Here is a 13,606-nt window from a genome sequence, read left to right as displayed (position 1 = left end):
TCTCCTGTCATGCACAATCACGGCATGTCGGGATAGAATATAGGTCGTCTTTCCTCTGTTTGAAGATTTTCGACCGTTTTACTGACAAACATCGACCCAGCTGGCGCCGGTCAGCTCGGCAAGCCGTCCTGTGGCGATGCGCACGGCCGAATTGGTCGAGCCGGCCGCCGGCACCACTTCGTCGAAGCGTTTCAGCGAAATATCGCAATAGATCGGCAGCGGCGAGGGCAGGCCGAACGGGCAGACACCACCGACAGGATGGCTGGTGACCGCCACGACCTCTTCGGCATCGAGCATGCGCCCCTTGGCGCCGAAAGTGTCCTTGAACTTGCGATTGTCGAGCCGCGCCGTACCGCCGGCAACAACCAGCATCATCTGCTCGCCGACGCGCAGGCAGATCGTCTTAGCGATCTGAGCGGGCTCGACGCCATGAGCTTCGGCGGCAAGCGTCACCGTCGAGGAGCTCTCGGCGGTTTCGATGATTTCGATGTCGGGTGCGTGGGTGCCGAGGAAGGCGCGGACGGATTCAAGGCTCATGAGGCGATGCTAGACCAGGAAAGGCGCAATTTGAAGCATAAAAGATGCCCGCCGAACACCGCCGCTTGCAAGTGTCGCGGACATCGTCATAATAATTTTGCACACGTGCTCAATTTTGTCATTCGGCCGTTACGTTCAGCCCATAGAGCGGGACTTGTCACGTTTTCGCGGGCTCTCGAAGCGGTCGTCAACACCAGTGATGACCCGTCAAAGAGGCCTCACACTGCTCTTCTGGGGAGATGAAGAAGATGACCATTTTGCCGACATTGAAATCCCTTACGATCGCTGCTGCCATCCTGGCCTCGACCTCCGTATTCGCACTCGCCAAGGACGTTACAATCAGCGTCTGGGCCGGCGGCACCGGCCCGAACGACGTCTATCGTCTCGATGCCATCGAGATCGCGGCCCAGCAGCTGCAGCGCGAAGCCGCGCTCAAGGGCGAAGATCTGAAAATTACCGTCGAAAAGAAGCCGTATAGCGCTTGGGAAGACTTCAAACAGGCGCTGACCCTTGCCGCAGAAGCCAAGACCGCTCCGAACATCGTCGTCAGCGGCCACGAGGACATCGCACCCTGGTCGCAATCCGGCCTGATCGTTCCGATCGAAGATTATGTCGACCTCGATTCCTGGCCGCTCAACGGTATCTATGAAAATCTTCTGAAGATCGCCTCCTACAACGGCACCGTCTACGGCATCCCGCAGGATGCCGAATCCCGGCCGATGTTCTTCTGGAAGCCGTATATGAAGGCGATCGGCTACAGCGACGCCGATCTCGACGCCCTGCCGCAGAACGTGCAGGACGGCAAGTATACGATGAAGAACCTGCTCGAAGACGCCAAGAAGATGCAGGACAAGGGCCTCGTCCAGCCCGGCTACGGCTTTTATCCGCGCACCAGCAACGGCCCGGATTACTGGCAGTTCTACACCAGCTTCGGCGGCACGATGGAAGAAGGCGGCAAGCTTGTCTTCGACAAGGCGGCGATGGCCCGCACCTACCAGTTCTTCGCCGATGCCGTTAAATCAGGCGTCACCAAGAAGAACCACATCGGCATGCCGGGCGACCAGTGGTGGAAGGAAGTCGCCACCGGCAAGGCCGGCATCTGGGACGGCGGCACCTGGCACTATGCCCGCCTCGTCAACCAGGAAGGCCTCAAGGATTTCTTCGGCAACGTGATCTTCACGCTGATCCCGGCCGGCGAAGGCGGCAAGGCCAACACGCTGACGCATCCGCTCGTCTATCTCCTGACCGCAGGTCACGACAAGGAGGACACCGATATAGCCGCCAAGCTGATCACGATCGCCTCGGAGCCGCGCATCAACGCGTTGCATGCGGTCAAGTCAGCCCATCTCGGCATCTCGGAGGCGGAGTCGGAAGTGGATTTTTACTCGGCTGACCGGTGGACCCGCGAAGCCACCGAACGCCTGCTGCCGCATGCCAATGCCATGCCGAACAATTCCGATTTCGGCACCTATTGGAACATCATGTGGAAGAACCTCGAAGCTTCCTGGACCGGCGCCAAGACCGTCGACGCCGCCATCGGCGATGCCGAAAGCGAGCTGAAAAGCACGCTCGGCGACAAGATCGTCATCCGCTAAGATCGAAGCATCCCTCCGGGCGGCGGGGATCCCGCCGCCCGATCGATCCCTTCGAGGAGGCTTCCATGAAATCGTCCAGAACGCTCGGACTGGTGATGATCGCGCCTGCGGCGGTCATGATCTTGCTCTTTTTCCTGATGCCGGTCGTTCTGACAGCGGTCTTCTCCATGACCAACATGACCACGGCGACCGGCATTTCAGGGGGCGTCTATCAGATCGCACCCAATTCGCTGATCACGCTGAAATCGGCGATGCCGGAGATCGCCGCCGAGATGGCCGAGCCGCGCTACACGATCGACGAAGCCGGCCTCAAGGCGGTGGAGGGCCTCGGCCTTGCGCCTGCGATCGCGGCGGAGTTGCGCGCCAAACACGCCGGCGAGGTCTTTGCGACGCGGCGCGACGTCGAACGCATGATCAAGGATCTTACCGAACGGCCTTCGACGCGCGAGGTCAAGCAGATCTCCGAACAGTTCAACCGCTCCGTCCTCAACACGCGCTTCGACAGCAAGGAACAGCTGTTTTCGTCGCTGGACGGTCTGGGTTTCAAGCTGACGCCGGAGCAAAAGGAAACCGTCGCCAAGACCACCTATACCGGCTGGACCTGGACGACCGACAATTTCTCTCGCATGGCCAGCTCGCCCGACATGGCGCGTGTGCTTTTCAATACCGTGCTCTATGTCGCGCTGGTATTGATGCTCTTCAACGTCGGTTATGCGCTGCTGCTTGCCATCTGGACGCATTACATGCCTCCGACGCCGGCCTCGATCTTTCGCGGCATCTGGCTCCTGCCGCGCATCACGCCCGTCGTCATCTACGTCATGCTGTGGAAGTGGCTCGCCTGGGACAGCGGCTTCATTTCGATCCTGATGGGCAAGTTCGGCTACCCCCCGAAGAACTACCTGCTCGATACCGCCTATAATGCCTGGTTCTTCGTCGTGCTGATCAACGGCTTCATCGGCGCCTCCATGGGCATGCTGGTGTTCTCGTCGGCGATGAAGGCCATCCCGAAGAGCCAGTTCTATGCGAGCGAGGTCGACGGCGCCTCACGCTGGCAGCAGATCCGCTACATCATCCTGCCCCAGATGCGCTGGCCGATCCTCTTCGTCACCTGCTATCAGACGCTGTCGCTGCTCGCCTCCTTCAATGAAATCCTGCTCGCCACCAATGGCGGGCCGGGCAACGCGACCGAGGTCTGGGCGCTCTCCGCCTATCACACCGCGCTCAGAAACTATGCCGGCAATCTCGAATACGGGCTGGGTGCCGCCATGGCGCTGGTGCTCGTCGTCATCGGCGTGGTGCTGTCGCTGCTTTATCTGCGCGTCTTCAACTATGGCACGCTTGTCGCCAAGCCCTTGATCGAGGATTGACCATGGTCGAACGCGCGCAGCCCTCGGCAAATTATCGCAGCTGGCCTGTCCTGACGGCGCTGACCATCGTCAGCCTGCCGCTGCTCTTGATGTATGTCTATCTCTTCCTCGACACCGTCACGGTGAAGCCGCCGGACGCCTTGCTGCCCTCCGGCTTGACGCTCCACCATTGGCGTTTCCTGTGGCAGACAACGGCGGGCAAGGCGAACATCTGGCACGTGACCCTGAATACGCTGCTGTTTTCGGCCTGCACCACCAGTCTGGTGCTGATCGTCTCCTCAATGGCCGGTTATGTGCTGTCTCGGCTGAACGTGCCGGCACGCGGCTTCTTCCTTGCCGGCGTCATGGTGCTGCACGCCTTCCCGTCGGTAACGCTGATCATCGCCATCTTCATCGTGCTGCAGATGATCGGCCTCTATAACTCGCTGATCGGCGTCATCCTGGTGAAGGCGGCGATCGACCTGCCGCTCGGCATCTGGCTGATGAAGGGCTTCTACGATACCGTGCCCTGGGAAATCGAAATGGCCGGCGTCGTTGATGGCGCGTCGCGTTTCAGGGTCTGGCGCAGCCTGGTGCTGCCGCAGGTCAAGCCCGGCATCATGGCCCTCGGCCTGTTCTCCTTCCTGTCCGGCTGGGGCGAGTTCATCCTGCCGCAGGTGCTGGCGCCGGGCAATCAGGTGCAGGTGCTGTCGGTCTATCTCGCCGGCTTCCTTGCCGACGACAACAATTACGATTTCAACATGTTCAAGGCGGTCGGCCTCTTCTACCTCATTCCGGTGCTGATCGCTTACGCGCTCTTCAACAAATACCTCATGAACATCTACGGCGGCGGGAGCAAAGGCTGATGCGCATCCTCCTCGACAATTTCTCGAAGAGCTTCGGCTCCACGAAGGTCATCGAGAACATGCGGCTCGAGGTCGCCGGCGGCGAGATGCTGGCGCTCCTTGGCCCGTCCGGCTGCGGCAAGTCGACGACACTTTTTTCAGTCTGCGGCATTCACAGGCCGACCGGCGGGCGCATCCTCTTCGGCGATCGGGACGTCACGGATCTCCCGAGCCAGGCCCGCAATGTCGGTGTCGTCTTCCAGTCCTATGCGCTCTACCCGCACATGACGGTTGCCGAGAACATTGGATTTCCTCTGAAGGTCAAGCGCGCGCCTGCCGCCGAGATCCGCAAAGAGGTCGATCGCATCGCAGGCCTGGTTCACATCGGCAATCTGATGGGCCGCCGGCCGGCCGAGCTTTCCGGCGGCCAGCAGCAGCGCGTGGCGTTGGCGCGAGCGCTGATCCGCAAGCCGGACGTGCTGCTGCTCGACGAACCGCTCGCCAATCTCGACGCCAAGCTGCGCCTCGAAATGCGCTCGGAAATCCGCCGCCTGCAGCGCGAGACCGGAATCACCGCCATCCTTGTTACCCATGACCAGGTGGAGGCGATGAGCATGTGCGACCGCATCGCTATCATGAAGGAAGGCGAGATCGTCCAGATCGCCACGCCGGCCGAGATGTACAACGATCCAAAGACCGCTTTCGTCGCCGGCTTCCTCGGCAATCCCCCGATCACCTTCCTGCGCGGCGTCATGAACAAGGGCGCCTTCGCAATCCCGGAAAGTGAGATCCGGGTCCCGTTGCCGAACGCCATCGGCGCCGCCGAGGGCACCAAGCTGATGCTCGGCGTGCGGCCGGAGCATTTCACCCCGGCGGGCGACGTCACCGTCTCCGGCAAGATCACCTTCGCCGAAACGCAGGGGCGAGAAAACCTTTACGACGTGCGGATTGCCGGCGGGCCGCTGCTGCGCTCGATCCAGCCGGCGCGCAACGATATTCACGTCGGCGACGATGTCGCCTGGGGGATCGACAGCCGCGGCGTGTTCGTCTTCGACGAGAACGGAACGAGGCTCTGATGACCCGCGATTTTTCAGCCTTCTTCGAACGTTATGGCTGGCCGACGGCCAAGGGCCGGCTTCCCTTCTGCATCGGCCATCGCGGCGCCAGCGGCCACGAACGCGAAAACACCCTCGCCGCTTTCCGCCGCGCGGCCGAACTTGGCGCGGAGATGTGGGAGCTCGACACGCAGTTGACCGGTGACGGCGTGGTGGTCGTCTCCCATGACGACCATCTGGAGCGGGTCTACGGCATCGACCGGCGCATCTCGGAAATGACGGCGGCTGAGCTTGCCGACCTTGACGGCGTCGACGTGCCGAGCTTTTCGCAGGTCGCCGCTCTCGCCCGAGAGACCGGAACCGGTCTCTATGTCGAACTCAAGGCGCCGGGAACCGGCATCCGCTGCTGGCGGCACCTTGTCGAAATGAACCAGCGCTTTGCCTGCCTTGGCTCCTTCGATACCGCGCAGGTGCGCGAACTCAGGGACGCGGCCTGCGATTTTCCGCTCTCGGTGCTGATCCGCGTCGGCGACGAACCGCATGCGCTCGGTGATGAGGCCGGCGCCGATATTCTCCATCTCTGCTGGGAGAGGGCAGGGGAGCGCCCGCAGGATCTGGTGACCAAGGCGCTGATGGCTCGCGCCTTCGAGGCCGGCCGCGAGATCGTGCTCTGGCACGAGGAGCGGCGGACCATTCTCGATGACCTGATGACACTCCCGGTTCTCGGCATCTGCACCGATTTGCCCGATCTGATGCGGCCGCCTCCGATCAAGGAGAAAGCACTTGGCTGACAAGGACAAGGGGCCGCGCAAGGCAACCTCCTTCGACGTGGCGCGGGTGGCAGGCGTCTCGCGCGCTGCTGTGTCGCGCGCCTTCACCCCGGATGCCAGCGTCTCACCGAAAACGCGCGAGAAGGTCTATCAGGCGGCCAAGGAACTCGGCTATCGGGTGAACTATCTTGCCCGAAGCCTCACCAACAAACGCTCCGATCTCGTCGGTCTCGTCGCCGCCGGTTTCGACAACCCGTTCCGCACGCTGCAGATCGAGCATCTCTCTCGGGCGCTGCTCGCCCGTAACTTCCGCCCGATCCTGTTGCCGACCTCGCAGGAGGCGGATACCTCGACAGTCATCGGCCAATTGCTGCATTACGCCGTGTCCGGCGTCATCGTCACATCGGACGCGCCGCCGACCGAAATCTGCGAACAATGCGCAGCCGAAGGCGTACCGATCGTACTGATCAACAAGGGCAACGACATTCCCTTGGTCGACCGTATCATCTCCGACGACCGCATGGCCGGGCATCTGGCAGCCAGCCGCCTGATCGACAGCGGCGTGCGAAAGCCCGCCGTGATGGCTGCCCCGGCCAGATCTTATACCGCGCGCCGTCGCAGCGAGGCCTTCATCGCCCACTGCAAGCAGCTTGGCATCGAGGCGCAGTTCCTGCAGGTCAGAATCAACGACTACCGGAGCGGCTCTGACGCGGCGACCGACCTGGCCGCATCCGGCATCGACGGGCTGTTCTGCGCTAATGACTACATGGCCTGCGGCGTCATCGACCGCATCATGCAGGGCAGGGGCCGCGATGAGGCGCCGCCGCTCCCTATTATCGGCCATGACGACATTCCCCAGGCCGCTTGGACCGCCTACGACCTGACGACCATCCGCCAACCCTGCGACCTCCAGGCAGAACAGACCGTCGACCTGTTGATCAGCCGGATGGCCGAACCGGAGCTGACGGCGCGTGTCGAGTTCACACCGGTGACATTGATAAAAAGAAGGACTGCCTGATGAATGCCGTATTCGACGCCGCTGCCGTCCGCGCACGGGCGGAGGCCGCGATTACCGTTGCGCTCGAGGTCGGACGGGAGACGGCCAGGTTTCGGCGCGAGTCGGATCCCGGCACCCTTGCCGTTCAAAACAAAGGATTGCAGGACTTCGTCACCATCGCCGACAGGAGGGCCGAGCAGGCAATCCGACACGGGCTCATCTCGCGCTTTCCGGACGATACCTTCATGGGAGAGGAGAGCGGCGGGCAATCGGAAGGGGCCGGCACCTGGGTCGTCGATCCGATCGACGGCACGACCAACTACATCAGGGGCTTCCGCCACTGGGGCGTTTCGATCGCCTTTGTCGTCGGCGACAAGGTCGAGATCGGCGTCGTCTACGACGCTGCCGAGGACAAAGTCTTTCACGCGGTGCGCGGCGGCGGCGCCTTCAAGGATGGACTGCCGATCCATGCGGCGACGACTGTCGATCCGGCCAATGCGCTCATCATTCTCGGCCATTCGCGCAAAACGAGCTTCGATGAGTATCTCGCGCTGTCCAAGCGACTTCATGAGCGCGGCATGGATTATCGGCGCTTGGGCGCAGCCGCCATTGACCTTGTCCGCGTTGCCGAGGGTGCAGCTGATCTCTGTTACGAACGCCACCTCAACGCCTGGGATATGCTCGCCGGTGCGCTGATCGCCGAAGAGGCCGGCGCGATGGTCGCGATGCCGCCGGTCCGCAGGCTGCTTGCGCAAGGCGGGCCCGTCATCGCCTACGCGTCGGGGCTTGCCGGCGAATTTGCCTTCATCCTCGATATCGAGGGACTTTAGAGCGCCGTGCGCCCTTTCGCCGATCAAGCCGCTATGCGGCGCGCCCAGGCGCGTTCGGTCGCCGGTGCCTCGTCTGTGGTGATCTGATCCGGTTTCAGCGCCATCAATGTCGAGAAGCTCCGCCATTCCGCATCGCTGAAACCGGCCACCGGGTCCTTCAGCGTGAAGGTCCACGCGTCGACGCGTTTGCCTTCGTCCCGGCAAAGCCCGATGAGGTCGAGGCCATCCTTGGCGGCATCAAGGATCAGCTGCCAGTGGAGATAGATCGTGTCGGGTTCGGTCGGACCGCGCAGGTCGGCGCGCAGTTCCATTTCCGCCGCGCTCCAGCCGCTGGCCTCCCGGATATCGTAAAGTTTCTCGGTCGGATCGATGCCGCGCAGCAGATGCGGAAGCTTTTCCTTGACTGCCACGATGAGGTCGAGACTGCCGCCGCTGACGATCACCGAGGCGGCGATATCGCGGAAATGCCTGGCAAGATGCTCGATGCCGCGGGTGCCGACAGCGTCGTAATCGTCCTTCATGTCGAATTGGAGCAATGCGGCCGGATGCGTTGCCTGCATCATATCGGCGAGATCCTCGCTGAGGATCAGCGGCCGGGCGCCGTCCTTCATCCTGACATCGCGGAGGTCGGCAACGTTCTTCGCAGCGATTGGTCCACGGCCCGTCGTTTCACCTTCGAGCTCCCTGTCGTGCAGCACGACGAAGCCGCCGTCGGCGCGCACGCGCAGATCGAGTTCCATCGAGGCGCCTGCTGCAAAACCCTCCGCCATCACCTCGGCGGAAAACAGGGGATCGGCGAACCGCTTGCGCAGCCGGTGCCATTTCAGACGGGTGCGATGCCCCTCATGCGAAATCTCCAGGCCCTGCGAATCCGCCAATCTCGTCATCTGCATCTACCTCCGCGATGTCACTCTCCTGCCTTGCCAGGCAGCGATTATCAAGGGCCGAATATGACCTTACGACGAGATGCCGGCCTCCCCCTTCACTACCGTTCGATCAACGAGAGGGGAATGGCTGCCGCGAGCGCGGCGGCGGCCGATCGTGGCGCACGGCGACCGTCGCCGCCGCAGCGCTCAGGCCTGGGCCTCGACCTCAAAGGCATCGCTTTGCCCCGGTGCCAGTTCCAGCGGCCAGACGATGTTGCGGCCGCCGTCCGGATAGAACGCGCGATAGGCCGGCATGTTGGCGAGAAGCGTCTGACCGAGGGCAATGCCGAGATCGTAGAGCGACATGCGGAAGCAGCTGAGCGAGGGCTGCAGAAAGCGTGCGCGCGGGGCATCGCGGAAGCCGATGACTGCAAGGTCGCGGCCAATCCGGATGCCCGCTTCCATCAGCCGGCGGTAAAGGCCGATCGCCATCAGCTCGTAGATCAGGATGACCGCGGTCGGCCGGTGTCCAAGCTGCAGCAATTCATGTGCTGCCTGATAGCCGCCCTGTTCGCTCGACTTGACACGGATGACGAGCGACGGGTCGAAGGGAATGCCGTGCCGTTCGAGCGTGCGGCGATAGCCCTCGACAAAGACGTAGCCGAGATTGACTTCGCTCGAGGGCGCGGTGATCGCGATCCGGCGATGGCCGCGCGCGACCAGCCGTTCGACAGCGCGTTCGGCGACGCCTTCGAAATCGAGATCGACCCAGGGGAAATTGCCTGCCGAAAGGCTGCGGCCGACGGCGGCGAAGGGGATCTTTGCGCGCGAGAGAAGATCGACGCGCCGGTCCACGCGCTGCGTATTGGAGATGATCATCGCATCGACGACACGCCGCGCCACCATGCGCTTCAGATATTCGCAAGGGTCTTCGTCGGCCGGGCAGGGAAGCATCAAGAGGTCGAGCTTGTGGCGGGCAAAGACATGCTGCAGGCCGCTGGTGACGCCGAGGAAGAAGTTGTCGGCATTTTCGACCGCTTCCTGGCTCGATTCGATCATCAGACCGATGACCTTCGTCTCACCTTGCCGAAGACTTCGACCCGATTGATTGGCGACATAGCCGAACTCCTCGGCCGCCGCCAGCACGCGTCGGCGGGTTTCCTCGTTCACATCGGGCTTGCCGTTCAGCGCACGGGAGACCGTGCCGATCGAGATATCCAGATGCTCGGCAAGCTGGCGAATCCCTTTCATGGCTGGCGATTTTCCTTCGGTTCGCACTTTCGTATTTCGCCTCTATTGACATCCCAAAACGTTTCCGCCTACATTCGTAAACGTTTACGGGATGCGTGTCACGAGGAGAGTTGGCGCCACTCCCCGGAGGAAATCGTGAAATTCAGTGCCATTCTGTGCGGGTGCGGAGCTATGTCCAAAGGTTGGTTGCGCGCCATCGCGTCCAACCCTCAACTCGCCGAGTCTATCGCGATCGTCGGCCTCGTCGACCTGAACCGGGAGACGGCGGAAAAGCTCGCCGCCGAGTTCGGTCTGGAAGGCGCCGTCATCGGCTCTGCCCTGTCCGAAGTCATCGATGCCACGAAGGCCGATCTCGTTTTCGACATCGTCATTCCAGCTGCCCGATACGATGTCGTTTCGACCGCGCTCAAGGCCGGATGCCACGTGCTAAGCGAAAAGCCGATGGCGGCCTCGCTGGCCGAAGGCGCTGCGCTGATCGACCTTGCCGCAGAGACCGGCCGCATCCATGCCGTCATCCAGAACCGTCGCTTCATATCGGGGGTCAGGCGCCTGCGCCGTTTCGTCGACAGCGGTGCGATCGGCGAGCTCACCGGCATTCACTGCGACTTCTTCCTCGCCCCGCATTTCGGCGGCTTCCGCGAAGAGATGGACAATGTCCTGCTTCTCGACATGGCGATCCACACCTTCGATGCCGCCCGCTACGTTGCGGATAAAAAGCCGGTCGCCGTCTATTGCGTCGAGCGCAACCCGAAGGGTTCCTGGTACCGGCACGGCGCCTCGGCCAATGCCATTTTCGAATTTTCCGACGATATCGTCTTCACCTATCGCGGCTCCTGGTGCGCCGAAGGCGAGCGCACCAGCTGGGAAAGCCAGTGGCGTCTCGTCGGCTCGAAGGGAATGCTGACCTGGGATGGTGAGGAGAGCTTCAAGGCCGCCGTCGCCGGACAAGAGCCGGGCCTTCTGCGCGGCTTTGCTTCCGTAAACGTTCTCGGTCCAGAGCATGACGCGGAAACCCACGGCCATGCCAGCGTCATCGCCGATTTCATCGCGGCGATCCGCACCGGCAAACAACCCGAAACTGTCAATTCGGATAATATCAGAAGCCTCGCCATGGTCTTCGGCGCAATCGAAAGCGCCAAGACCGGCCGTCGCATCGAAATTTCAGCATAGGATGAAGTGACGTGAGCAACCCTGCAAAATCCATTCGCATCGGCACCATGGTCAGCGGCAACAAGGGCGATGCCGCCGCGCGTATCGGTCAGATCGCCGACCTCGGCTTCGAAAGCTTCGAACCTTTCTTCTGGCAAACGACCAAGGGGCAGAACCTCGCCGAGCTCGGCAAGCGCTGCCTCGACGCGATCGGCGACCGCGATATCACCATTTCGACGCTCGGCATGTTCGGCAACCCGCTCGAAGAGACTGACATCGATCTCGAAACGCTGCAGGGCTGGAAGGATTGCATCGACAATGCGCATCATTTCGGCGCCACCTGCGTTGCCGGCTTCACCGGCCGCGTCCGCGGCAAGCCGCTGACCGACAGCCTGCCGCGCTATAAGCAGATCTGGAGCGAGCTGGCCAGGCGCGCTGCCGACAAGGGCATCAAGATTGCCTTCGAGAATTGCGCCATGGATGGCAACTGGGCGAGCGGCGACTGGAACATCGCTCACAATCCCGACGCCTGGGAACTGATCTTCAACGAGACGCCAGACGATCATATCGGGCTCGAATGGGAACCCTGCCATCAGATGGTCTATCTGATCGATCCCATGCCGCAGATCCGCAAATGGGCACATAAGTTCTTCCACGTCCACGGCAAGGACGCGACCATCCGCTGGGAGGTCATCAAGGAACACGGCATCTTCGGCAAGGAGAAGTTCGTCTTCATGCGCACGCCGGGTTTCGGCGACAGCAACTGGACCGACATCATTTCCGAGCTGCGCCTTGCCGGCTGGTCGGGCTCGATCGACATCGAAGGCTGGCACGACCCGGTCTATCGCGACGAACTTGAGATGACTGGCCAGGTTCACGGGCTCAACTATCTAAAGAAATGCCGGGGCGGAGATTTCATTGTTGATCCCTGATTAACCGCCTAAGTGGCGCGCCGTTGGGCTGGGAGGCCGGGGCGGGGCGCCATGACTGACTAACTGGTCTTTTCGCGGCGCAGCCGCTTTTTTGGGAGGAAAGCATGAAAAGGATTGCAACATTTGCGCTAGCACTCGGCACGGCGATGCTGATGACATCGATCGGCCATGCCGAGCAGAAGACCTTCAAGATATGGTGGTTCGAGGAGCCGACCACGGCTCAGGGCATTGTCTGGAAGAAGGCGCTCGAGGAGTTCAAGGCGAAACATCCGGACATCGACGTCAGCTTTGAGCAGAAGACCTTTCAGCAGTTGCAGGCCTCAGGCGGCATGATCCTCAATTCCGATCAGGCCCCCGACGTGCTCGAGTACAATAAGGGCAATGCGACCGCTGGCTTGGTTGCAAGCCAGGGATTGCTGACCAATCTGGATGCCTATGTGAAGAAGGAAGGCTGGGACAAGATCCTTAACGAAGGCGATTTTGTCCTAAGCCGTTATGACGAAAAGGGCATCTATGGCTCCGGCCCTGTTTGGGGCGTCTCGGTCTTCGGCGAATATGTTTCGTGCTTCTACAATATCGACATGTTCGAAAAGGCAGGCCTCAAGCCGCCGACGACGCTCGAAGAGTGGGTGTCTGACATGGAAGCTTTCAAGCAGAAGGGTCTCACACCTCTCGCGCTCGGCGCCATCGACACCAGTGGCCAGCACTTGCTTGCCTCTCTCGCCTACACCAAGGCCGATGACGCCTGGATCCAGAATTATCAAGGTTTGAAGGCGCCTCTCGACGGAGCGCCCTACCTTTATGCGGCGCAGACCTTGGTCGACTGGGTCAGCAAGGGCTACATCAGCAAGGACTCCACGGGCATGAAGGACCCGGATGCAGCTCTGCTCTTTACCTCCGGCAAGGCACCGATGTACGTCTCGGGCACGTGGAATCTCGGCACCTTTGCCTCGACCATCAAGGACTTCAAGTGGGGTCAGTTCGTAATTCCGACCCCGAAATATTCGGTCGGCTCGACAGGCAATCTCTGGGTGGTTCCCAAGGGTAGCAAGAATCCCGATCTCGCCGCCGAGTGGATCAGCTTGACCTTGTCGCCGAAGTACCAAGCCGAACTCGGCAATGCGGGCGGCGTGCCGATCGCCGCTGACCTTTCCGCCATCACCAACCCCATCGGCAAGAACGCCGCAGCAGTTTTCCAGCAGATCTCTGACAAAAGCGGTCTCGGTTTCTACCCTGACTGGCCGGTCCCCGGCTACTACGACGTGCTTAATCAGAAAGACACCGGTCTCTTCCAGGGCAGTCTGACTGCTGAACAGTTCGTCGAACAGATCAAGCAGGTTTACGACGACGCGCAGGAAAATCAGTAGCGCGACTTTGAACGCTGGGTTGCGCCTCTGGCGCAGCCCATTTTGGGAGCCGGAAGGAAGAATGAT

Annotated in this window: 13 protein-coding genes; 10 read left to right on the top strand and 3 right to left on the bottom strand. The window is 61.6% G+C overall.

Translation table 11 applies throughout. The features are described from left to right. Window positions 1-78: 78 nt before the first annotated feature. Window positions 79-537 (bottom strand): YbaK/EbsC family protein, encoded by a 459-nt coding sequence (locus tag AMK02_RS21550; RefSeq protein WP_064806597.1) that lies wholly within the window; start codon window positions 535-537, stop codon window positions 79-81. A gap of 248 nt (window positions 538-785) precedes the next feature. On the opposite strand from AMK02_RS21550, the gene AMK02_RS21545 reads away from it, so the two are divergent. From AMK02_RS21545 to AMK02_RS21515, 7 genes are all read left to right on the top strand, one after another. Next, complete coding sequence (locus tag AMK02_RS21545; protein WP_064806595.1) at window positions 786-2,132, top strand: extracellular solute-binding protein; 1,347 nt, start codon at window positions 786-788, stop codon at window positions 2,130-2,132. A gap of 65 nt (window positions 2,133-2,197) precedes the next feature. Then, a complete protein-coding gene (locus AMK02_RS21540) occupies window positions 2,198-3,499 on the top strand; it encodes a carbohydrate ABC transporter permease (RefSeq protein WP_064806593.1) in 1,302 nt (433 codons plus the stop codon). Between the two features lie 2 nt (window positions 3,500-3,501). Beyond that, entirely contained in the window at window positions 3,502-4,344 is an 843-nt protein-coding gene (locus AMK02_RS21535; protein ID WP_064806591.1) for a carbohydrate ABC transporter permease, read from the top strand. Continuing rightward, entirely contained in the window at window positions 4,344-5,399 is a 1,056-nt protein-coding gene (locus tag AMK02_RS21530; RefSeq protein ID WP_064806589.1) for an ABC transporter ATP-binding protein, read from the top strand. Before AMK02_RS21535 ends, AMK02_RS21530 begins: the two co-directional genes overlap by 1 nt. After that, window positions 5,399-6,169 (top strand): glycerophosphodiester phosphodiesterase, encoded by a 771-nt coding sequence (locus tag AMK02_RS21525; protein WP_064806587.1) that lies wholly within the window; start codon window positions 5,399-5,401, stop codon window positions 6,167-6,169. Before AMK02_RS21530 ends, AMK02_RS21525 begins: the two co-directional genes overlap by 1 nt. Continuing rightward, a complete protein-coding gene (locus AMK02_RS21520) occupies window positions 6,162-7,166 on the top strand; it encodes a LacI family DNA-binding transcriptional regulator (protein WP_064806585.1) in 1,005 nt (334 codons plus the stop codon). Before AMK02_RS21525 ends, AMK02_RS21520 begins: the two co-directional genes overlap by 8 nt. Continuing rightward, on the top strand, window positions 7,166-7,975 hold the full coding sequence (locus AMK02_RS21515; protein ID WP_064806583.1) for an inositol monophosphatase family protein: 810 nt from the start codon (window positions 7,166-7,168) through the stop codon (window positions 7,973-7,975). Before AMK02_RS21520 ends, AMK02_RS21515 begins: the two co-directional genes overlap by 1 nt. A gap of 23 nt (window positions 7,976-7,998) precedes the next feature. On the opposite strand, the gene AMK02_RS21510 is transcribed toward AMK02_RS21515, so the two are convergent. Then, complete coding sequence (locus tag AMK02_RS21510; RefSeq protein ID WP_064806581.1) at window positions 7,999-8,868, bottom strand: glycerophosphodiester phosphodiesterase; 870 nt, start codon at window positions 8,866-8,868, stop codon at window positions 7,999-8,001. A gap of 180 nt (window positions 8,869-9,048) precedes the next feature. Continuing rightward, entirely contained in the window at window positions 9,049-10,092 is a 1,044-nt protein-coding gene (locus tag AMK02_RS21505; protein WP_064806578.1) for a substrate-binding domain-containing protein, read from the bottom strand. A gap of 135 nt (window positions 10,093-10,227) precedes the next feature. On the opposite strand from AMK02_RS21505, the gene AMK02_RS21500 reads away from it, so the two are divergent. The 3 genes from AMK02_RS21500 to AMK02_RS21490 all read left to right on the top strand — a co-directional run bounded on the left by AMK02_RS21500 (window position 10,228) and on the right by AMK02_RS21490 (window position 13,540). Further along, a complete protein-coding gene (locus tag AMK02_RS21500; RefSeq protein ID WP_064806576.1) occupies window positions 10,228-11,262 on the top strand; it encodes a Gfo/Idh/MocA family protein in 1,035 nt (344 codons plus the stop codon). An 11-nt stretch (window positions 11,263-11,273) separates the two neighbouring features. Then, window positions 11,274-12,173, top strand: a complete 900-nt coding sequence (locus AMK02_RS21495) for a sugar phosphate isomerase/epimerase family protein (RefSeq protein WP_064806574.1) — start codon at window positions 11,274-11,276, stop codon at window positions 12,171-12,173. A gap of 104 nt (window positions 12,174-12,277) precedes the next feature. After that, window positions 12,278-13,540 (top strand): ABC transporter substrate-binding protein, encoded by a 1,263-nt coding sequence (locus AMK02_RS21490; RefSeq protein WP_064806572.1) that lies wholly within the window; start codon window positions 12,278-12,280, stop codon window positions 13,538-13,540. Window positions 13,541-13,606: the final 66 nt, after the last annotated feature.

The sequence above is a fragment of the Rhizobium sp. N731 genome, from assembly GCF_001664145.1.
GTDB lineage: Bacteria > Pseudomonadota > Alphaproteobacteria > Rhizobiales > Rhizobiaceae > Rhizobium > Rhizobium esperanzae.
The sequence above is the reverse complement of the archived record's forward strand: the minus strand, read 5'-3'. Positions and strand labels throughout refer to the sequence as shown.

Excerpts from the sequence above, each read along its gene's own strand:
- AMK02_RS21550 (WP_064806597.1), bottom strand. The coding sequence starts at position 537 with ATGAGCCTTGAATCCGTCCGCGCCTTCCTCGGCACCCACGCACCCGAC.
- AMK02_RS21490 (WP_064806572.1), top strand. The coding sequence starts at position 12,278 with ATGAAAAGGATTGCAACATTTGCGCTAGCACTCGGCACGGCGATGCTG.
- AMK02_RS21525 (WP_064806587.1), top strand. The coding sequence starts at position 5,399 with ATGACCCGCGATTTTTCAGCCTTCTTCGAACGTTATGGCTGGCCGACG.
- AMK02_RS21535 (WP_064806591.1), top strand. The coding sequence starts at position 3,502 with ATGGTCGAACGCGCGCAGCCCTCGGCAAATTATCGCAGCTGGCCTGTC.
- AMK02_RS21540 (WP_064806593.1), top strand. The coding sequence starts at position 2,198 with ATGAAATCGTCCAGAACGCTCGGACTGGTGATGATCGCGCCTGCGGCG.
- AMK02_RS21545 (WP_064806595.1), top strand. The coding sequence starts at position 786 with ATGACCATTTTGCCGACATTGAAATCCCTTACGATCGCTGCTGCCATC.
- AMK02_RS21510 (WP_064806581.1), bottom strand. The coding sequence starts at position 8,868 with ATGCAGATGACGAGATTGGCGGATTCGCAGGGCCTGGAGATTTCGCAT.
- AMK02_RS21515 (WP_064806583.1), top strand. The coding sequence starts at position 7,166 with ATGAATGCCGTATTCGACGCCGCTGCCGTCCGCGCACGGGCGGAGGCC.
- AMK02_RS21530 (WP_064806589.1), top strand. The coding sequence starts at position 4,344 with ATGCGCATCCTCCTCGACAATTTCTCGAAGAGCTTCGGCTCCACGAAG.
- AMK02_RS21505 (WP_064806578.1), bottom strand. The coding sequence starts at position 10,092 with ATGAAAGGGATTCGCCAGCTTGCCGAGCATCTGGATATCTCGATCGGC.